A 19,342-nucleotide genomic window follows, 5' to 3' on the forward strand; every position below is an offset into this window, starting at 1 on the left:
GGTGAGGTCAAAAGGTGAAAAAGATGGCGATCGGGATTATGGGACCTGGCCTCGGAGCTAGGCCACAGGATCTAAGTTGTGCTTTTGAGCTGGGTAGGTTGGTTGCCCAAAATGGTTGGGTTTTGCTCACTGGCGGTAGGGAGATGGGGGTAATGGAAGCTGCGAGTAAAGGAGCGAAGTCCGCTGATGGATTGACGATCGGCATTTTGCCTGGTGATAGCACGATCGGTTGCTCTGATTTTGTTGATGTGGCGATCGTCACGGGAATGGGTAGCGCCAGGAATAATATTAATGTGCTTTCTAGTGATGTGGTGATTGCCTGTGGCATGGGGGCGGGAACTGTTTCGGAAATTGCGTTGGCGATTAAGGCTAATAAGCCAGTGATTTTGGTAAATGCAACTGATAGCGCGATCGCTTTTTTCCAGTCTCTTGTGCCTTCAAATATTACGATTGCGACTAATGCTCAAGAGGCAATTAATCAGGCCAAGCTGCTGGTTAATTCTTTGTCTTAGTAGATTCGATTGCTAACTTGGGGACTAATTAGAGCTATGGGTGAACCTACCTTAATAGACCACTAGCTCCACGCCAAAAAACATGATATTCTGCAATTATGATATTTGTGCGTATATCATTTTTTAATCGCTTACTTACTAACTAATCGACTAATCGACCTCATGCAATTTCTAGAAGTCTCTCTAGCAAGAATTGTGATTGCTTAGATGTAATTGAATTGCTAACAGCTCGATCGCGTTGAGGTAACATCCCGTTTGCGAGCAAGAGAATCCTTAAGTTGCAAATTGCTAAACCGATTCTTGCTCCGAACCAGTTTGCCGAAACGAGTAAATATATCGGTTCCAAAACGACTTGAACTAATTACCGTTGTCAACTAAACTTGCCTATCCGCGTTTTGTGGTACAGATGCTGGGAGCCTAATTTACAGGCTGTTTGAGCCCAAATTCAAGCAACGGCTGCTGTTTAATGACGTAAATTATTACTCTATGTCAGTTACAGACACAGTTACCAAAGAAGCGATCGCCATGTTGATTGACCTGGCGGAGCAGGGCGAGATTGATCCCTGGGATGTACAGGTAATTGATGTTGTCGATCGGTTTTTGTCACGATTAATTGACATTAGAGACGATCGCCACGATCTCTACGAATCAGGTCAGGCGATTTTATATGCCTCAATGCTGGTGTTGCTGAAGGCCAATAGTTTGTCTGATCAGCCAATGAATTTTGGTGAAGAAGAAATCGAAGAAGCAGGAGAATTGGATTGGGACGAAACCGACACTTTAGCAGAACTGCCGCGCAACCTGGAAAACCACATCAAACGCCGTCCTGTGGCAGTACCACCCCAAAACCGCCGGATTACGCTCAATGAGTTGATCGAGCAATTAGAGGCGATCTCTGTGATGATGGAGGAGGGGACGCAGCGGCGGAGTCGGCCACGGCCACCCAAGCAATCGCGCCGAGCAGCAATGAAGGCGATCGCGCAGTTGGCGCATAAAGAAAACCTGTCGGAGATGGCGATCGCCCTAGAGGATTATTTCGTCAAACACCAGATCACCAGAACTGAAGTTTCAACGCTGGCCGAGGCTTTTAATGACAAGGTGGGGGTTTTCTGGGCGTTGTTGCTACTCTCGGCGCAGTCAAAGGTTGAGCTGTTCCAAACTGATTTCTATGCCGCGATCGAGGTAGTGCCAATCCAGAATGCCTACAATGGTGATGCCAGAATTCAAGACGTGTCATAATAGAATCTCATTCAGGCAATTAGTATTCATTAGTATTCATTAGTATTCAGGTAATTGGTCGAGTATTAGATCTAAATCGCTTAAATAACCTTGCATAAGCACTTAGCGACACATTCACTATTTTTCCTGGCAGGCTTGGCAAACCGGATGCAAGCAGCTAAAAAGCTGTCGATCGCCTTATCAGTTGGGGCGATCGCGGCAATGGTGGCGATCGAATTGCCGGGGATCGCGCAACAAACTCCCTCCTATGTGCCAATTCCACTCCAATCCGAAGTAGTGAGCGATACTCTTACCGATCGAGATATCCCTACTGGTGAAAAAGGCTTTGCCAAAGATTATGTTTTAAAAGTAGATGCGGAGAATCGCCTGGAAATATCGGTTTCCTCTGAGGCGTTTGATACGGTGGTGAGCCTGATTGGCGATGATGGCGATGTGATCGCTGAAAATGATGACGGCCAACCCCGTGGCACTGATTCAATTTTGTTTGTCAAAGTAGATAAACCTGGCGAATATATTATTCGGGTCAAGTCTTTTGGGGGGCGCAGTGGTGGTAAGTTTACGCTGCGGGTAACTAAGCTAGTGCCAGTGGAAAATTGGATTCAACCTGCTGGTGCTGGTAAGTAGCAAGCAAATAAGCTAATCATAATTTATGGAATTAGGGCAAGATCGCACAGGGAAAAGGCTACATGCGGATTCTGGGCATTGATCCAGGGATTGCCACGATCGGCTTTGGCCTGGTTGAGTTGGCCGGTGCATCTAAACCTAAATTATTAGATTTTGGTGTAATTAAAACCCCAAAACATACCCCCGTTGGCGATCGGCTGAGTATTTTGTATGACGACATGCATACGCTGCTCAACCAGTGGCAACCGGATGTAGTGGGGATGGAAAAGCTATTTTTCTATCGGATGGGCAATTTGATCAATGTGGCTCAGGCCAGAGGCGTAATTATGCTCACCCTGGCGCAACATAAAATTGAACCAAGGGAATTTTCGCCACCTCAAATCAAGCAAGCCCTGACGGGATATGGCAATGCGGATAAGGCAGATGTTCAAAATGCAGTGGCTCGTGAGCTGGAGCTAGACAAAATTCCCCGGCCTGATGATGCGGCTGATGCGATCGCGGTGGCGCTTACCTGCTGGATCTATGCCGATTGAGGGTATTAACTATTAACTACTTTTGCTTAATCACCAACAGCGTGACATCATCATAGACCTGATGATCGCCCACAAACTGACACCAATCAGCGATTACCATCTCCTTAATTGTGGCTGCCTCATGCTCACGGTTTTCCCGTACTAAAATAGCCAACTGATCAATGCCATATTGTTGGCAATCATTATTTTCGGCTTCAGTAATTCCGTCTGTGTATAAAATTGCCACATCACCGGGATTAAACTCAATCATTGAGTGATCGACAAACTGCGAGATTTCCTCCTCCAGGCCGATCGGGAAACCCAGATCAACGGTGTCAAAAAACTCAATCAAGCCATCTCGGCGCACCAGGATCATTTCTTCATGCTGACCAGTCAGACAAAGACTATTATCGACGTAGTGCAGCATCAACAGGGTCATGAATTTTTTGGAACCCATCCGCTGCGTATTCTGATAAATAACCCGATTCAAAATACTAATAAATTCACGTGGGTGCAGATCTTCGCTATTAGTCATAGTCCGAACCGCCGATTGCACCATCAGCATCAACATGCCACTTTCCAGGCCATGCCCAGTTACATCACCCACGCTAATAATTAAATGCTTGCCATAGGGCAGCACGTCATAATAGTCACCACCAACCCGATCGGCAGGTTTAATAAATGCGGCAATATCCAGCTTTTCAACCTGGGCTAATTCCTCTTCCTTTGGTAGAATCAGCTCTTGCAAGCGGGCAGTGACTGCTAGCTCTGATTCCATTTGAATATTCTCGGCCTGCAAGCGTTGATTGAGTTGACTGATTTCATCATAGGCCAAGGCCAGATCTTGAGTGCGTTCTTTGACCCGATCGCTTAGGTCACGGGAGTTGGCTCGCAGCCTCCGAATTGCTAAATACAAACCGGCAAAGCCAATCCCAAAGGATACCGCCATGATTGCGATCGTACCTGTCAATCCATCATTTGTCTTGGCAATATAAACATCAAGGGGTTGAGTCACCTCCAGCACACCGCGCACATCACCAACCTGCCAATCGGTCTTAGGGCTCTGGGGATGGCTGTTGTGGCAACTCACACAACTGGGTTTCATGAGATCGGCCTGGGCATACCGAAGTGCTTTGCGGCCACGAAAAACATCGGTGCGATAGTAAACCTGGGTAGGATTTTCTATCAAAAATTTCCATGCTTCCTGCTCAAAACTATCCCTTGCCCCACCTTCATCTTCTCGCCAGGGGAAAGGATAAGCGCTATAGAGCCGAAAGGACATGCCTTGATTTAGCTCCCTGATCCGGCTGCTCAGTTCAATTAAATAGGTGGCCGGCAGCGGTACGGTATTTTCTTGCTGGTCATAGTCATGGCTGATTTTGAGCCCATCGATCGCTTCCAATCGTGACACTACTGCTGCACTGTAAAGGGTGCGTGCCTCTGCCATAATCTCGGCGGACAGTTTGGCATTTTCGAGTGCCTGGGATTCAATTAAGCTTGATGACAACATCGATATATCCAGCAAAACACCGATCGCACCAATACAAAAGAAGATGGTCAATACCAACACCACCCGCCGTTGCAATAATTTAATTAAACTTTGCCAAAGCTGGGAAATTGTTTTACTCATCTACTGCTTGTATTATTAGCGATCGAGACTGGAAATGTGCCCATTCTGGTCAACCATGCCAAGCTCTAATCCAGTTGCCCATAGTTGTGGTTGTGCATATTAATTAAGATGCTGCCTACAGCAAGGTAGCAATTTAATAACTTGCTATAAACTAAAAGTGCGATCGCCACGATCTATGAATTTCTAGATTGGTTGTATCGTTGCCAGAAACAAAATATTTCACTTAAAAGACATTTTGAGCAGGGCTAATTGGGGATGCCTCTCTTAGCATTCTAGCCGCCTGATTAAAGGTGTGCGTAAACCAGACCTAAAAGTTCTATTAACAAAGTCAATTTATGAGACTTTTCGCTTCAATTCTCAGCTATCTTGCCCATGACATCGCATATGAGCGAGAGGATTAGTAAATCATAGTTACCTCTAGCTGCTGATCGATTAACTGCTGATCAATCGCTTTGGCACATCAGAAAGGGCATCAGGCGGTAGGAAATAGGAAGAAGCGAGCAGATCGTCATTGTGATCAATGATTTCGGGGAATTTAATCTGAGGTAATACCTGCACCGCAAACACTTCCTGAATCATGTCTTCAAATTTCAAGAAAGCGACAATCTGCCCAGTTGTTAAATTAACCACCCATACGCCACTATTACGCTCACTGGCTTTTTCGGTGATCGGCACGCCACTAAAAACCGCCGTTTCCCGCACTTGCGAAAGGCCAATAAAAGCCAGATTGCCACAGAAGTCTAGCCCCCTGGTAAATCCCGGCATTTGGGCGATCATCTCGGTGCTGCCATTGTTCAAGTCAACCTGGGAAATGCTGCCATAGCCGGACTCTAATAACCAAGTTCGATCGCCATAGCGACGGGGCGAGTGGGGCATTGATAGACCCCTCAGCAAAACTTCCTTACTTTCCACATCCATCAACACACCACCATTAACCTTGTTCTGTCGCCAGCCTCCAGCCATGTCCGTCTCACCCAGGGCAGTGACATATTTAGGCTTGCCATCTACCATCGCCAGACCATTGAGGTGACAGCGATCTTCTGGGGCCAGGGCAGTTACATAGGCAGGCCGCCAGCGGGGCACAAAACTATGCTGGCGATCGAGGGTACAGAGGCAAGAAAATCTCGTATTCACAAACCAGAGCCCATCTTCACCATAGGCCATCTCATGAATATCAATATCTCCGGTGATATGGGTGCTATAGGGCAAATAACAGGCATCATGTTTATCAGGGGGATCTAATTTTTGCGCCACGTTGGGCATATTGCGAAAATTAATGATTTGCGGGCCAGAGCCCAGACTGAGTTGATTACCCGTCATTGCCATCCCCATTGGTTTTTTAAACACTCGAAAATGGGTGTTGAGGTTTTCGCCATCGGCACGCACAATAATGATTTTGCCAGCCTGGTAAGTAGTGACGGCTAACGAGATTCCCAATTGCGAGAGGATTTGGGGGAAGTTACTGGTATGAATACTGCGAAGCGGTGACTCAGCGGGATTGTCTGGATTTTCTGGGTTCTCTGGGGTGTTGTTAGGTGTTTCAGCGCTCATATTAATATGTTTAAGCTAATTCAAATATTTAACTCAAGTTGCCACCTTTAAAAAGTAGTGCGATCGGTGATGCAATTCTTAACTAAGCGGTAAAAATTAATATTTTGTCCTGCTCTACCATGCTCGCTATCAACAGCTACACCCCAAATTCAAAAATTCTGGTTAGAATTTATGCGCCGATTGCTTTAGCGTGATAGAGTTTAGCACCATAGATTGATGCTATGGCTGCGATCTTGAGATCGAATTGCTTTATGCTCTGTTTGATCAATATTTGATCAATATTTGATCTATGTTCCAGTTAGGGATTTAACTATTTTTTCCTCCAGCTTTGGAGTTGGGCAAGGGCGATCTAATCTATCAAAACCTGTATCAAGCGATCGCGCCAAAATTTTGCTGCTGCTAAATGCATGTTCAAAAGACTACTTTTGTCTGAATACCTGCTGGAGCAGAGCAACCGAACTACTTCTCACCAGATATCTTGATTAGTATCTCTATTGAAATAGTATTAAGTCGATCTAAAACTGCCAAAACCCTGCAACCAAACCATAGTCCGCAATGCCCAAGCCGAGTTTTCTAGATGCACAACAACCCTGGCATAGCTGGGAAATTGAGCAAGTTCTTGAGCAGCTTCAATCTGGGGTTGAAGGTTTATCTTATGTGACCGCAAGACAGCGGCTACGGCAATATGGCAGTAACAAACTACCGCGCCATCACAAGTATCGATCGATCGCGCGGCAGGTATTTACGAATCCGTTTACCTATGTGGTAATTACCCTGGCGATCGCGGTGCAATATTTTAGTGGTTATGGTTGGGCGATTTTGCTAGTAGGGGTAATTCATGCGGCAATGGGAGGCTCATTGATTGTTTGGTCAGAACGCACCAATCGATTGGCCAGTCTGGGCAGGCAGGAACGGAGACATTTTTTACCCGCCAGTGCGATCGTGGTGCAACGGGATGGCGAGACGATGGAAGTTCCGGCGCGTGATCTGGTGATGGGGGATTTGGTGCAGCTCCAACCGGGAGTTCGTCCTACAGTTGATTTGCGGTTACTGGCAAGTGAAGATTTACAGGTTAATGAAGCCAATCTCAGTGGTGGTGCGATCGTTGCGAAGCAGGCTGATACTGTTTTACCGGCCGAAACGATCGCCCTGGAGCGCACTAATATGGTCTTGGCAGGCAGCGAAATTACCGCTGGCTCTGGTTGGGGAATTGTGATCGCCACTGGCAAAAATACCTTTTGGCAATCGACTACGGCCACCAGTCAAACTTTTTCAGCCTTGCACCGTCAGCTTAGAAAATTAAGGCGCTGGTGGGTGATTATTACCCTGGCGGTGGCATGCGGCATGGGCATAACTGCCTGGCAATTGGAGTTTAATGATCCGGTGGCGCTGGCGGCGGTAATTTTAGTGGGTTGCTATCCCCAAAATTTATTGCGGATCGCCACATTAGCACAACTCCTGGCGATTAAGGTACTGGCTAAAAAACGGCTATGGGTAAAATATCCAGCGGCGATCGATGCCCTGGGGCGGATTGCAATTATTATGTTGATCCTAGAATCAGATACGACCCTCAATATTGAAGACCTCAGCCCAGCGGGGATTAGCTGGTGCGGCTTGATTCGGGCTTCGGCCGATGATGCCAATTCCCTGGGGCAGGTGTTTGGGTTGGAGGTATATAGCTATTTTGACCAGCCGATCGAACGGATCCGCAATTGGCAGGCAAGTCAGCAACCAGTGGCGGTTATGGGTAAGGAATTGGAAGATATTCCCCTATTGGTGCAGGCGGATTTGGGGCTGAGCGATCGCTCCCATCCCCGCGAGGTGCGCGATAGTGCGGGTTTGGTTTTGCCCAAGGAAGATTTTACCTATTTGCCCTTGGCGATCGCGGCGGGTCGGGCGGTGTTCGATCGCTTGCAACGACTGTTGGTGCTAATTTTTACTGGCCTGGCTGCAACTTTATTGCTGGTGATTGCAGCTCTGGTGGGCAAGGCGGCATTTGATACGGCTCTGGATGCCACCCTGGTGCCGCTGGAAATTCTCTGGATTGGCGCGATCGTTACTCCGGCTCTAGCGTTGCCGTTTATGATTGAACCGGGCTTGAATAACATCATGGCACAGCCAGCGGCGAAGTTTCAGTCAATTTCCCGCCCAGGTAATTTAATTCGATTTGGGGCAGCTAGTTTAACCACCACGATCGCCGTGATCGCTGTTTTTGCGCTTAAATATCAGGGCTTGGCCGCATCCCTGGCACAGGCACGGACAATGGGTTTTACTACCCTGGTATTTGCCCAGGGGTTCTTTGCTTTTGGGTTATGTCGGCGTAGCTTGCTTAAAAATATCGTTTTGGTGGTGATTATGGCGATCCTGGTGGTGGTGCAAATTGCCTTCGTCGAGGTTAACTTCCTGGGTGAATTGATGGGCACAGTACCGCTGACCTATACGGAATGGGCGATCGCGGCGCTGGCTGCTACTTCTGTTTTCTGGGTCTATGAATTATTGCGAACTAATTAAATCCTTTTAAATCCTTTTGTTCACTAGCGCTCCGTTGGCCAAATTTCTCGATAAATTGCCTAAAGCTTTTGACATAAATTAATCAGGTAGCTTGCGTTTTGGCATGAATTGGCATGAATGAATATCTTTCTAATTTTAAGCGAGACTTACAAGTAGCGGTGATTGGTGCTTCCGGGGGGATTGGTAGCGCCTTTGTAGATCATCTGGTGGCAGAAACCAGAGTTAGCCAGATCTATGCCTTTTCTCGATCGCCCCAATCTTATCGCCATCCTAAAGTTAGCTCCCATGCGATCGACTATGCCACCGAAAAATCGATCGCGGCCGCTGCTGCCCAGATTCCTAGCCCGCTGGATCTGGTAATCGTCACCACTGGCCTGTTGCACAATGAAAGAATCCAGCCCGAAAAATCAATGCGAGCCTTGACCACTGAGGCATTCATGGCGGCTTTCCAGGTAAATACGATCGGCCCTGCGCTGGTGGCTAAGCACTTTTTGCCCAAGCTCAGCAAAAAACGCAATACAGTCTTTGCGGTACTATCGGCAAGGTTAAGCAGCATTTCCGATAATTATCTCGGCGGATGGTATGCCTATCGCGCTTCCAAGGCGGCGTTGAATATGGTGCTAAAGAATGCCGCGATCGAGACGACCAGACGGAATAAACTGGCAGCGATCGTAGGTCTGCACCCTGGTACGGTTGATACTGCCCTTTCTGAACCGTTTCAAGCCAATGTACCCGATTGCAAGTTGTTTACCCCTGCCTATGCCTCTGCCTGCCTGTTGCAAGTAATCAATCAAGTCACTCCCGCTGATTCGGGCGATCTATTCGCCTGGGATGGTAGTCGCATTCCTTTTTGATTAACTAAGCTTAACCAAACCAGCTTGCCAGCCAGAATATTAACGGCGCAACCACCAGGGCGGGCAAAAATGAAGCCACCGCGATCGCACCAATTCCTAATAAATTAATGCCAATCCCCAAAATCATTAAACCGCCCACACCAGTGAGCAGCGCGATCGCTGGATTGGTGGCCGGATCAGCGATCGAACTGGAAAGTAAACCCGCCGCCAGCGAAACCCCACCCTGAAACACCATAATCACCAGGGTGGAAAAACCCACACCGATGCCATAGCTGCCGGTCAGGGCGATCGCGGCGATCCCATCCATAGTCGCTTTTAAAGTTAAAAGGGCATTATCGCCAGTCAGGCCATTGTTCAGGCTACCAATCAGGGTCATGGGGCCAATGCAAAATAGCAAGCTGGCTGCCACAAAACCTTCCGTGAATTTGCCCTTGCCTTTGAATTTGAACTTAAGCCAATCGCCGATCGCGGTTAATTTTTGCTCAAGCTGCCACCATTCCCCCAGCACGCCGCCAATGGTGATCGATAAGAGTCCGGCGATCGCGCCTGGTAGCTGTCCGGCCTGTGCCTGGTTGAGGCTTCCGGCCATGCTCACACCAATCCAGATCGTGAGTAAACCAATGCCCTGGGTGAGGATTTTTAGGAGGCGATCGGGCAAACGGCGATGCAATAATAACCCTGTGCCAGTACCGATTAGAACTGTCAATATGTTGATCCAGGTGCCACTGGTCTTTGCCCAGAAACTAAGCGCCATTGATTAAGTAGACCGCAGACATGAGAATTTTCTATATCTATATACCTACCAGTAGGAAAATCAATATTAGACTTTGATCAAAACGACTGTATCACTACTGTTTGAGAGCAGGCGAAAGCCTCTGCTGTGCAAAAACTTAACTTGCCTTGCTAAAGGGTTGGCCATTAATGCTTCGAACTCATCTCCATTTGAGCTCAAAGCAGTTGCTGCAGTTGCTGTACTACCACCTATTCCCAACATTTTTACGAATTCATTATCTGCTTTTGCACCCGCAATGACTGCTGCAATACTAATTATTGCACCGGCCACAACCATATGATCTTTCTTTAGCTTTCCGTCATGCTTTTTTATCTGGTTATAAGCCTTTGAAACTTTTTGTGAAACTTCGCCTAAAACAATTATCCGGTCACAAACTTCATTTTTGGTAATTCTTGCAATCAGGTCATTTATTTCTTCTTCACTCTTGACAACCTGAGTACCAAAAATTTTACTTATAACAGTTCCACATTTAGGACATGCTGGAGCCTTAGAAGAGACTTGTTGATTACAAGAAGGATTGTAACAAGATATCAAAGCCATGTTTAAATCACTCCCGATAATTAGGAGGTTGTAAATTTACCAAAATTGCTTATTCTTAACCTGTAGCAGATAAAGGTCATAGTTTCCACAAACACCAGAATAGATCCAACAGAATGGAGCAAGGAAACCAGTAAAAGGAAGCACAAGCAAAATTACTCCTTTAAGCCATATCCCCTTATAAAGGTACCAAAAAGGTCCAAAAAGAAGAGACCACCAATTCCACGTAGGTTTAAATTCACCACCAACGTTATCGAATTCGTTAAATACTCTTGCATAATAACCAGTATACTTTTCGGGCTTTGGAACCGTAGTATTTAATGGTGCTCCACAGTTAGAGCAATATAAAGAGTTTTCCGGATTAGATTGGCTACATTCACTGCAAGTTATGAATTGCATACTAAGTTAGTGTAGGATAACTAAGTGGAATATAATACTTAATTGCAAATATATCATGATTAATAAATTCAACCATATAATTAGCTAATATTATTAACTATTTTTTCTTTCTCTTTTCTTTATCCTTAGCCCGCTTAGCCGCCCGTTTCGCCTCTAATGCCGCCTGTTGCTTTTTATACTCCGCTTCCCGTTTTTCCTCGTCCAGCTTAGACAGATAATAGGCATAATCGCCATCATACATGCGTAATTCCCCATCCCGCAGTTCCACGATCTTGGTAGCGACCTGGGAAATAAAATAGCGATCGTGGGAGACAATAATCACCGTACCTTCATAGGCTTGCAGTGCCTCCTCCAGCATTTCCTTAGCGGGGATATCCAGGTGATTGGTAGGCTCATCCAGCAGCATCAAATTCATTGGATTCAATAACATTTTGAGCAGCGCCAGTCTAGCCTTTTCGCCGCCACTGGTTGCAACCACTTCCTTGAACACCGTATCGCCACTAAACAAAAAAGTACCCAGTATGGTGCGCACTTCCTCGTTGGTCATTTTGGGGAAGTCGTCATGAATCGTGGCATAGACCGTTTTATGCAGATCCAGCGCCTCGGCCTGGTTTTGTTCAAAGTAGCCCGGCAGCACATTATGCCCCAATTTAATCTCACCTTCGTTATGGGGTTCATGCCCAATGATCATGCGCAACAGGGTAGACTTACCAGCGCCGTTGGGCCCCACAAACGCAATCCGATCGCCCTTTTCGATTAGCAAGTCCGCACCCAGGAACAAAATATTTTCACCATAGGCATGGGTAAGATCGCTGATTTCCACCACTACCCGGCCACTACGCGGCGCAGGCGGGAACCGGAATCGCAACGTTTTCACATTGCTAACCGGCGCATCGATCTTCTCGACTTTGTCTAGCAACTTCTCGCGGCTCTTGGCCTGGGTGCTGCGGGTGGCGCTGGCACGGAATTTTTCCACAAAGACTTGCTGCTTGTCTAAATATTTCTGCTGGCGATCGAAGGCACTTTGCTGGGCGGCCTTGGTTTCTTCTTTCTGAGTCAGGTAGGTGGAATAATTGCCCAGATAGGTCTGCGATACGCCGCGTTCCGTTTCCACAATCTGAGTACAGAGCCGATCGAGAAATTCCCGATCGTGGGAAACAATCACCATCGGCACTTTGATCCCCTTCAGATATCCCTCCAACCATTCGATCGTTTCTAGATCCAGGTGGTTGGTCGGCTCATCCAGCAGCAGCACATCCGGTTCCTGGAGCATAATTTTACCCAGACTCATCCGCATCTGCCAACCGCCGCTAAATTCCTTGACCTGGCGATCGGCATCGGTGGCAGAGAACCCTAACTCCGGCAAAATCTTATCAATCCGGCTATCCAGTTCATAGCCATTGAGTGCTTCAAACTTGCGCTGTAACTTGTCCATCCGTTTGAGCAGCTTATCAAAATCATCATCGGGCGTGAGTTTTTCCATTTGCTGATGAATTTCAGCTAGCTCGGCCTGGATCTGGCAAGCTTCAGTGAAAACCTGCCAGAATTCTGACTTGACCGATCGCCCCGGCTCCACTTCAAATTCCTGGGTCAGATAAGCAATGTGGCAATCGCTGGGCTTAACCACCTGTCCGGCGGTGGGTTCAATCTCGCCAGCAATGATGCGTAATTGGGTGGATTTGCCTGCTCCGTTCACACCCACCAAGCCAATTCGATCGCCTGGTTTGACTTCCCAGGTCACATCTTTGAGGACTACGCCAGTGGGGTAAATTTTTTGGATATGCTCTAGACGCAACATGGAAATACTTAATACTCTTACTTGGCTCTACTTTTAACTTAGCTTTGGGTAGCAGGCAGCAATTGATTAATCAACTTTCCGGCAGCCATCCCCATATTATCGTTATCGGTAAGTTGATCAAGTAATCAAAAAGAGAGAGGATTTGCTTCGACTTTACTGACCAGCCTGCTCGGAAGACCAATTTGCCAACTAACCTGTTCGCTTGATCGATGGCGCTACCAAAATTGAGACAATGCCAGGTGATTTGCTAGCAATCGATTTGGGGATTTTCATCCCACCAGCGATCGCTTACAATCAACTTTGGTCTAGACATAAAATATGCTGCAATCGATTTCTATTTCCCCTCAGGCAACTGGCATTACCCCCACTGGCCTGCTCGTTGCCCTGCATGGTTGGGGCGCAAATGCCCAGGATTTGGCCTCGCTGGTGCCGTTGTTGAAGTTGCCCACCTATCAATTTATTTTCTTGGAAGCGCCTTTTCCGCATCCGGCGGTGGCTGATGGCAGGGCTTGGTATGACTTAAATAAACCTGGTGCAGAGGGCTTGGTGGAGAGCCGTGAACTGTTGCAGGCCTATTTGCAGGATCTGCCTCAACAAACTGGCATTGCCCTGGATAAAACAATCCTAATGGGCTTCTCCCAGGGCGGGGCGATGACGATGGATGTGGGGCTGGGGTTGCCACTGGCTGGATTGGTGGTTTTGAGTGGTTATTTACATCCCTTTGCCCAGCAATTACCCGATCGCAAACCGCCAACTTTGCTGGTGCATGGTAAGTATGACCAGGTGGTGCCGATCGTGGCGGCGCAGAGTGCGCAAAAAACGCTAACCAAGCAGGGCGTAGATCTTGAGTATGAAGAGTATGAGATGGGGCATGAGATTACTTTGCCCGTAATCGATCGGGTGCGGGAGTTTATTGCTGATATTTCGGATCTAGCTGGTGCTGGTGAGTAGTGGCTAATTTATTAGCACAAAGCAATTTAAGTTGATGTAAATTCATCTAGTAATGATAATTTAGGGGTTGCAAGATACGACAATCCTCCTTAGCATCCCCTCATAAAATTAAATCGGAACAAATAGACTTTGTAGAATAATCAAAAGCTTATCAAATTCTTAAATTTACTCAGATAGGAGTCTCAATTATTATTTGTGAGCTATCTTATAAATGAAATTTTATAGGGGGGGAATAACATGTCTTTACTAGGTGCAGGTGTAGCAAGCATTCAGAGAGATAATGCAATCATGAAATTTTCAAGTGCTGCTTCCGAGAACACTGATTTTAAATTGGATATTATATTGATTATCGGAGAACACATAATTAAAGGAACTTTGGTGCATCCCGATAAGTATTATGAATCTCTTGAAGATGAAGAAGATGTAAAAGCGGTCATTGATTCAGTAGCTAGGGATGATAGTAATTACTTCCACCTCTTAAATGCTCGTTGTTTTTACAACAATGATACGTTTGGGGCTTTGCGTGTTAATAGTACAACCATTACGGCACTAGCGTTTCCACATAAAAGTTCAAATACAATTTCAACAGGTAGATATAAGCTATAGCGAGTAGATTGATTTGAAGAGCTAAGCGATCTGCTTGAATCTAATCTTAATCTGACGCTAGTTTTGCTCTCAGTTAAAACTCATAGAAGTTGATTAAACTAAAACATATCAAATTTATTTGATTGAGATCCATTGATCAACAACACGATCGGAGGTGGACTATGAATAGCGTTTATCATCCCGGTGAATTAGCCGTACAAGCCAAAGCAGGCGTGAGCCAGGAAGCCCAATTCCTGGCCAAAATGATTAATTCCCAATTGCAACCAATGGCAAAGGGATTCTTAGCCACGCAGCAAATTGCGATCGCCACCTCGATCGATCGGCAAAATCAAGTCTGGGCATCGCTATTAACTGGCGAGCCAGGATTTATTGCCCCGATCAGCGATCGGATTGTACAAATCAAAACTCCTCCTACCGCAGGCGATCCCCTCATTGAAAACCTCGCCCATCATCATGAAATCGGTGTATTGGCGATCGACTTGGCTACCCGTCGCCGGATGCGATTGAACGGTTGGGCGGAATTATTGCCCGATAACTTTGGCATTCAACTCCACACCAAACAAGTCTATTTCAATTGTCCTAAATATATTCAAACTAGGCAGATCGAGCCTGCACCTATAAACAATGGGCAAGTGAATTCAACACCTGAGCGATCGAGCGATCTAAGCCTTAGTCAACGGGAATGGATCGCTAATGCGGATACTTTTTTTGTCGCTAGCTTTGATCCCGATAGCAGGGGTGCAGATGCTTCCCATCGGGGTGGAATGCCAGGGTTTATCAAGGTGAGTAGCGATCGCCAATTAGTTTATCCTGATTATGCTGGCAACAATATGTTTAATACGCTGGGTAATATTAATGCCAATCCTGCTTCTGGCCTGCTATTTGTGGACTTCAACCAAGGAAGCACGCTGCAATTAACTGGCAAATCTAAGATCATTTGGGATCAAGCTCGAATTCAAGAATTTGCTGGTGCAGAACGGCTGGTGGAATTTACGATCGAGACGGCGATCGAGATTAATAATGCCACTCATCTACGCTGGCGCTTTGGTGAATATTCCCCCTTCAATCCAATGGTGGCTGATCCAGGGGCAAATTTAAAGCAGCTAGCTTGCAACGCATAACTAATATCAACTAACCAATATCAACAATTTTTGAGCTAATACTTTTATGCAGATAAAGATATCTCAAGCAATTGTGAATAGACTCTAACGGATCTAACTGGTGGCGATCGGCTCTATGCCCTATGTATTATTGGTGCGCGGGAGAATTTTGCGGAGCTAATCCGCAGTGGTACGCCAGTAGAGCTAGATCAAGAGGATCTCTCGGTGCTACATGGAATTTGCCAATTGTAATTGCAATGGCGATCGAGTACATAACCCACGCTTACTTGTTTGATTTCGATCGCCCTACAAGCGGGGGACTGAATTTAATAGCGATCGCGTGTAGGGATGTTGAGGTGCATATAAAACCTGGTTAGTTTTGCCCTGCTCTACAATTTTCCCCTGCTGCATCACCGCGATCCGATCGCAAAAGAAATTTGCCACCGCCAGATCATGGGTAATGAATAGATAAGTGAGTTTAAATTCTTCCTTCAAGGCTCGCATTAGCTCTAATGTCTGCGCCTGGATTGTGGCATCCAGCATACTAACCGGTTCATCACAAATAATAAAACTGGGTTGGGTAATCAGGGCTCTGGCGATCGCCACCCGTTGCAATTGGCCGCCAGATAAGTCTCTGGGTAACCGATCGGCAAAACTACTGTCTAAACCAACCTTGGCCAAAATATCAAAAACTGGTTCCCTGGCGGCTTGCAAATTTGCCACCCGCTGATGAATCAAGAGCGGATCGGCCACACTCCTGAATACATTCATGCGCGGATTAAGGCAGGCACGCGGATCTTGGAAAATCATCTGCATTTGCGATCGCAATTTGCGCAATTTCCCACCCCGCAACTTGGTTAACTCAGTGCCATTGAGCTTGACCGAGCCGGAATCAGGCCGGATTAACTGGAGGATTGCCCTGCCGGTGGTGCTTTTGCCGGAGCCACTTTCACCAATCAACCCCATGATTTCCCCTGGCCAGATTTTGAAATTAATGCGATCGACAGCCTTGACTACGCCAGCGGAGCGATCGGCTAAGCGAGCCAAGAAGTTTGCGCCAACCATAAAATGCTTAGTTAATTGCTTGACTTCCAGCAAAGGCAGGGTGGGGCGATCGCCCTGTTCAGACTTTGGCTCCCTAATTATTTCTTTGGTCTTAGTTGCTTTAAAATCTTGCGCCGACTCACGATCATTCGCTGAATCAGCCGTACCCTTGCTGGTCGATGGTTCAAAATAGGGCACATCAAAATGAATCACCGAGTTTAATAATTGCTGGGTGTAGGGATGTTGGGGTTGCGCCAGAATTTGCTTAGTAAGGCCAGTTTCCACGATCGCCCCGTCATACATCACCGCAATGCGATCGCAATATTTGGCCACCAAGCCCAGATCATGGGTAATCAAAAGCAAACCCATCTGCCGCTGTTGCCGTAGTTCGGTCAGCTCCTGCAAAATCTCCGCCGCCACGGTCACATCCAGGCTGGTGGTGGGTTCATCGGCAATCAACAAGGCTGGATCGAGTAATAAAGCCAGGGCGATCGCTACCCGTTGCCGCATCCCGCCGCTGAATTCATGGGGATATTGATTGGCACGTTTGGGGTCGATCCTAACCGTGGCCAGAGTCTCATAGAGCTTTTGCTTAGCCTGACGCGATGAGAGCTTTGGCAGATGGGAACGCAACACCTCCAGCCCATGTGCCTCGATTGTCATCAGTGGATTGAGCCTGGTCATGGGGTCTTGAAAAATCAAAGCGATCTTTTCACCGCGCCAATGTTGCAACCATTGCTCAGACAATGGCTGGATTAAATCCAAGGAAATATCCTTGCCAAAATCCAACCGTCCTTCCACCTGAGAACCCGCAGGCAGCAGTTGAATCAGCGATCGCCCCAGCGTAGACTTACCACAGCCACTTTCGCCCACCAACCCCAGACTTTCACCGCTGCCGATCGACAGGCTCACCCCCTCAACCGCTGGTAGGGCAGAACCAACGTATTGAATTGTCAGCGCATCAACGGTTAATAATTTATCCACTTGTGTTTATTGAGTTGATTTGCCACTTATTCCCACTCGATCGTGCCCGGTGGCTTGGAAGTCACATCCATCACTACCCGATTGATGCCAGGTACTTCATTCACAATCCGATTGGCGATCGTACCGATCAGTTCATAGGGCACTTTGGCCCAATCGGCGGTCATACCATCTTCGCTGGTGACAAAGCGCAATACTACGGGATGGGCATAGGTACGTGCATCACCCATTACCCCAACACTACGCACTGTGGGCAGCAGCACCGCAAACGCCTGCCACAATTCGTTATACATCCCCGATCGATTGATTTCCTGGCGCAGGATCAAATCAGCATCGCGCAACATTTCCAATCGTTCTGGGGTGATTTCGCCAATGATTCGGATCGCCAAACCAGGCCCAGGAAAAGGCTGACGCTTGACAATTTCTGCGGGTAAACCCAGGACGGTGCCAACTTTTCTAACTTCGTCTTTAAATAGCTTGCGCAGTGGCTCCACCAGCACAAACCGCAGATCGGGGGGCAGACCACCCACATTGTGATGGCTCTTGATCTTTACAGCAATCCGCTTGCCGGTGGCCGGATCGATGTTGGTATCCGCTGACTCGATCACATCGGGATAGAGTGTGCCCTGGGCTAAATAGTCAAACGGCCCCAACCGCCTTGATTCTTCCTCAAAGACCTTAATAAATTCATAGCCGATCAGCTTGCGCTTGCGCTCCGGTTCAATAATGCCTTCCATTAGGTTCAAGAAGCGATCGCTGGCATTGATATATTCAACCGGAATATGGAATTGCTCCTTAAATAGCTTAACCAGGCGTTCTGGTTCACCCTTGCGCATAAAGCCCTGGTCGATGAACATGCAGGTGAGCCGATCGCCGATCGCCCGGTGCAATAAAAACGCCAGAGTCGAAGAATCCACCCCACCAGAGAGAGCCAGCAAAACCCGCTTCTCGCCAACTTGGGAGCGAATTTCCCGAATCGATTCTTCAATGAATGATTCCGTCGTCCAGGTTGGTTCACACTCGCAAATGTGATATACAAAATTACGAATCAGCGCCTTACCACCGATCGAATGCACTACTTCGGGATGAAATTGCACGCCATAGAAGTTGCGCTCTGGATTGGCGATCGCCGCACAGGGAGTATTGGCCGTATGAGCCAACACCGTAAATCCAGCCGGCATTTCCAGCACCGAGTCACCATGACTCATCCACATCACTGCGCCATCATCCACATTAGTAAGCAAATCAGTGGGATCATCAATCGTCAGGCTGGCCTTGCCATACTCACCGCGATCAGCCTGTTCCACTCTGCCACCAAGCTGCTGCACCATCAGTTGCATCCCATAGCAAACGCCCAGAATAGGAATGCCCAAATCCCAGATCCCTGGATCACAATGGGGTGCATTGGGAGCATAAACCGAGTTCGGCCCCCCAGAAAGAATAATACCCCTGGGTCTAAATTTGGCGATCTCCTCGGCGGAGGTGTAGTAGGGCATTACTTCCGAGTAGACCTGGGTTTCGCGGATGCGTCGGGCGATGAGTTCGGAATATTGGGAACCAAAATCAACGATCGCAATCATGGGGCGATCGCTCACTTTTTCCGATTGGGTAGATGGATCGGTGCTAGGGATGGGCTGGGAAGTGGAAACCATTTGTTTAACTTATGTACTTTGGGCCTTGGGGTGAGATAGTTGAAACTA

At 47.3% G+C, this 19,342-nt stretch carries 17 protein-coding genes; 9 read left to right on the forward strand and 8 right to left on the reverse strand.

Features of this window, described 5'->3' with window-relative positions; genetic code table 11:
- Positions 1 to 14: 14 nt before the first annotated feature.
- From PSE7367_RS12670 to ruvC, 4 genes are all read left to right on the forward strand, one after another.
- Positions 15 to 512 carry a TIGR00725 family protein gene (locus PSE7367_RS12670; RefSeq protein ID WP_041698462.1) on the forward strand — a complete coding sequence of 166 codons (498 nt, stop codon included), beginning with the start codon at positions 15 to 17 and terminating at the stop codon, positions 510 to 512.
- 486 nt (positions 513 to 998) lie between these two features.
- Positions 999 to 1,751, forward strand: a complete 753-nt coding sequence (locus PSE7367_RS12675; protein WP_015165753.1) for a segregation/condensation protein A — start codon at positions 999 to 1,001, stop codon at positions 1,749 to 1,751.
- A gap of 90 nt (positions 1,752 to 1,841) precedes the next feature.
- Positions 1,842 to 2,375, forward strand: coding sequence for a PPC domain-containing protein (locus PSE7367_RS12680; RefSeq protein WP_225882655.1), 534 nt, complete (start codon positions 1,842 to 1,844; stop codon positions 2,373 to 2,375).
- Between the two features lie 62 nt (positions 2,376 to 2,437).
- Positions 2,438 to 2,908 (forward strand): crossover junction endodeoxyribonuclease RuvC, encoded by a 471-nt coding sequence (gene ruvC / locus PSE7367_RS12685; protein ID WP_015165755.1) that lies wholly within the window; start codon positions 2,438 to 2,440, stop codon positions 2,906 to 2,908.
- 16 nt (positions 2,909 to 2,924) lie between these two features.
- Here ruvC and PSE7367_RS21200 read toward each other — a convergent pair whose 3' ends face one another.
- Together PSE7367_RS21200 and PSE7367_RS12695 are read right to left on the reverse strand one after the other, a co-directional pair.
- Positions 2,925 to 4,517: a SpoIIE family protein phosphatase gene (locus PSE7367_RS21200; protein WP_015165756.1), complete on the reverse strand. Its 1,593-nt coding sequence runs from the start codon at positions 4,515 to 4,517 to the stop codon at positions 2,925 to 2,927.
- A gap of 432 nt (positions 4,518 to 4,949) precedes the next feature.
- Positions 4,950 to 6,068 carry a TIGR03032 family protein gene (locus PSE7367_RS12695; RefSeq protein WP_015165757.1) on the reverse strand — a complete coding sequence of 373 codons (1,119 nt, stop codon included), beginning with the start codon at positions 6,066 to 6,068 and terminating at the stop codon, positions 4,950 to 4,952.
- 555 nt (positions 6,069 to 6,623) lie between these two features.
- Between PSE7367_RS12695 and PSE7367_RS12700 the strand changes: the two genes are divergently transcribed.
- Both PSE7367_RS12700 and PSE7367_RS12705 read left to right on the forward strand, forming a co-directional pair.
- Positions 6,624 to 8,579 (forward strand): P-type ATPase, encoded by a 1,956-nt coding sequence (locus PSE7367_RS12700; RefSeq protein WP_015165758.1) that lies wholly within the window; start codon positions 6,624 to 6,626, stop codon positions 8,577 to 8,579.
- A 113-nt stretch (positions 8,580 to 8,692) separates the two neighbouring features.
- Complete coding sequence (locus PSE7367_RS12705; RefSeq protein WP_015165759.1) at positions 8,693 to 9,433, forward strand: SDR family NAD(P)-dependent oxidoreductase; 741 nt, start codon at positions 8,693 to 8,695, stop codon at positions 9,431 to 9,433.
- Between the two features lie 10 nt (positions 9,434 to 9,443).
- Here the strand turns inward: PSE7367_RS12705 and PSE7367_RS12710 are convergent, their stop codons facing one another.
- The 4 genes from PSE7367_RS12710 to PSE7367_RS12720 form a co-directional block, all read right to left on the reverse strand.
- Entirely contained in the window at positions 9,444 to 10,187 is a 744-nt protein-coding gene (locus PSE7367_RS12710; protein WP_015165760.1) for a DUF554 domain-containing protein, read from the reverse strand.
- Positions 10,188 to 10,253: 66 nt separating this feature from the next.
- Positions 10,254 to 10,766 (reverse strand): hypothetical protein, encoded by a 513-nt coding sequence (locus PSE7367_RS12715; protein ID WP_015165761.1) that lies wholly within the window; start codon positions 10,764 to 10,766, stop codon positions 10,254 to 10,256.
- A 36-nt stretch (positions 10,767 to 10,802) separates the two neighbouring features.
- Complete coding sequence (locus tag PSE7367_RS23165; RefSeq protein ID WP_071881353.1) at positions 10,803 to 11,162, reverse strand: DUF2628 domain-containing protein; 360 nt, start codon at positions 11,160 to 11,162, stop codon at positions 10,803 to 10,805.
- A gap of 97 nt (positions 11,163 to 11,259) precedes the next feature.
- Entirely contained in the window at positions 11,260 to 12,960 is a 1,701-nt protein-coding gene (locus tag PSE7367_RS12720; RefSeq protein ID WP_015165762.1) for an ABC-F family ATP-binding cassette domain-containing protein, read from the reverse strand.
- Positions 12,961 to 13,278: 318 nt separating this feature from the next.
- Between PSE7367_RS12720 and PSE7367_RS12725 the strand changes: the two genes are divergently transcribed.
- The 3 genes from PSE7367_RS12725 (at position 13,279) to PSE7367_RS12735 (ending at position 15,638) form a co-directional block, all read left to right on the forward strand.
- A complete protein-coding gene (locus PSE7367_RS12725; protein ID WP_015165763.1) occupies positions 13,279 to 13,911 on the forward strand; it encodes an alpha/beta hydrolase in 633 nt (210 codons plus the stop codon).
- 237 nt (positions 13,912 to 14,148) lie between these two features.
- Positions 14,149 to 14,517, forward strand: a complete 369-nt coding sequence (locus PSE7367_RS12730) for a hypothetical protein (protein ID WP_015165764.1) — start codon at positions 14,149 to 14,151, stop codon at positions 14,515 to 14,517.
- A 161-nt stretch (positions 14,518 to 14,678) separates the two neighbouring features.
- Positions 14,679 to 15,638 carry a pyridoxamine 5'-phosphate oxidase family protein gene (locus PSE7367_RS12735; RefSeq protein WP_015165765.1) on the forward strand — a complete coding sequence of 320 codons (960 nt, stop codon included), beginning with the start codon at positions 14,679 to 14,681 and terminating at the stop codon, positions 15,636 to 15,638.
- Between the two features lie 285 nt (positions 15,639 to 15,923).
- Here PSE7367_RS12735 and PSE7367_RS12740 read toward each other — a convergent pair whose 3' ends face one another.
- The gene (locus PSE7367_RS12740) at positions 15,924 to 17,645 is read right to left on the reverse strand and encodes a dipeptide ABC transporter ATP-binding protein (protein ID WP_015165766.1); all 1,722 of its coding nucleotides are present in this window, start codon (positions 17,643 to 17,645) and stop codon (positions 15,924 to 15,926) included.
- A gap of 26 nt (positions 17,646 to 17,671) precedes the next feature.
- Positions 17,672 to 19,222, reverse strand: a complete 1,551-nt coding sequence (gene guaA, locus PSE7367_RS12745; RefSeq protein ID WP_051038147.1) for a glutamine-hydrolyzing GMP synthase — start codon at positions 19,220 to 19,222, stop codon at positions 17,672 to 17,674.
- Positions 19,223 to 19,342 lie beyond the last annotated feature (120 nt).

This window comes from Pseudanabaena sp. PCC 7367 (genome assembly GCF_000317065.1).
GTDB lineage: Bacteria > Cyanobacteriota > Cyanobacteriia > Pseudanabaenales > Pseudanabaenaceae > Thalassoporum > Thalassoporum mexicanum.

Bases quoted from the DNA above. Each gene is read 5' to 3' on its own strand.
- PSE7367_RS12730 (WP_015165764.1), top strand. From the start codon at position 14,149: ATGTCTTTACTAGGTGCAGGTGTAGCAAGCATTCAGAGAGATAATGCA.
- PSE7367_RS12710 (WP_015165760.1), bottom strand. From the start codon at position 10,187: ATGGCGCTTAGTTTCTGGGCAAAGACCAGTGGCACCTGGATCAACATA.
- PSE7367_RS12720 (WP_015165762.1), bottom strand. From the start codon at position 12,960: ATGTTGCGTCTAGAGCATATCCAAAAAATTTACCCCACTGGCGTAGTC.
- PSE7367_RS12695 (WP_015165757.1), bottom strand. From the start codon at position 6,068: ATGAGCGCTGAAACACCTAACAACACCCCAGAGAACCCAGAAAATCCA.
- ruvC (WP_015165755.1), top strand. From the start codon at position 2,438: ATGCGGATTCTGGGCATTGATCCAGGGATTGCCACGATCGGCTTTGGC.
- PSE7367_RS12675 (WP_015165753.1), top strand. From the start codon at position 999: ATGTCAGTTACAGACACAGTTACCAAAGAAGCGATCGCCATGTTGATT.
- PSE7367_RS12705 (WP_015165759.1), top strand. From the start codon at position 8,693: ATGAATGAATATCTTTCTAATTTTAAGCGAGACTTACAAGTAGCGGTG.
- PSE7367_RS12735 (WP_015165765.1), top strand. From the start codon at position 14,679: ATGAATAGCGTTTATCATCCCGGTGAATTAGCCGTACAAGCCAAAGCA.
- guaA (WP_051038147.1), bottom strand. From the start codon at position 19,222: ATGATTGCGATCGTTGATTTTGGTTCCCAATATTCCGAACTCATCGCC.
- PSE7367_RS12700 (WP_015165758.1), top strand. From the start codon at position 6,624: ATGCCCAAGCCGAGTTTTCTAGATGCACAACAACCCTGGCATAGCTGG.
- PSE7367_RS12715 (WP_015165761.1), bottom strand. From the start codon at position 10,766: ATGGCTTTGATATCTTGTTACAATCCTTCTTGTAATCAACAAGTCTCT.
- PSE7367_RS12725 (WP_015165763.1), top strand. From the start codon at position 13,279: ATGCTGCAATCGATTTCTATTTCCCCTCAGGCAACTGGCATTACCCCC.
- PSE7367_RS21200 (WP_015165756.1), bottom strand. From the start codon at position 4,517: ATGAGTAAAACAATTTCCCAGCTTTGGCAAAGTTTAATTAAATTATTG.
- PSE7367_RS23165 (WP_071881353.1), bottom strand. From the start codon at position 11,162: ATGCAATTCATAACTTGCAGTGAATGTAGCCAATCTAATCCGGAAAAC.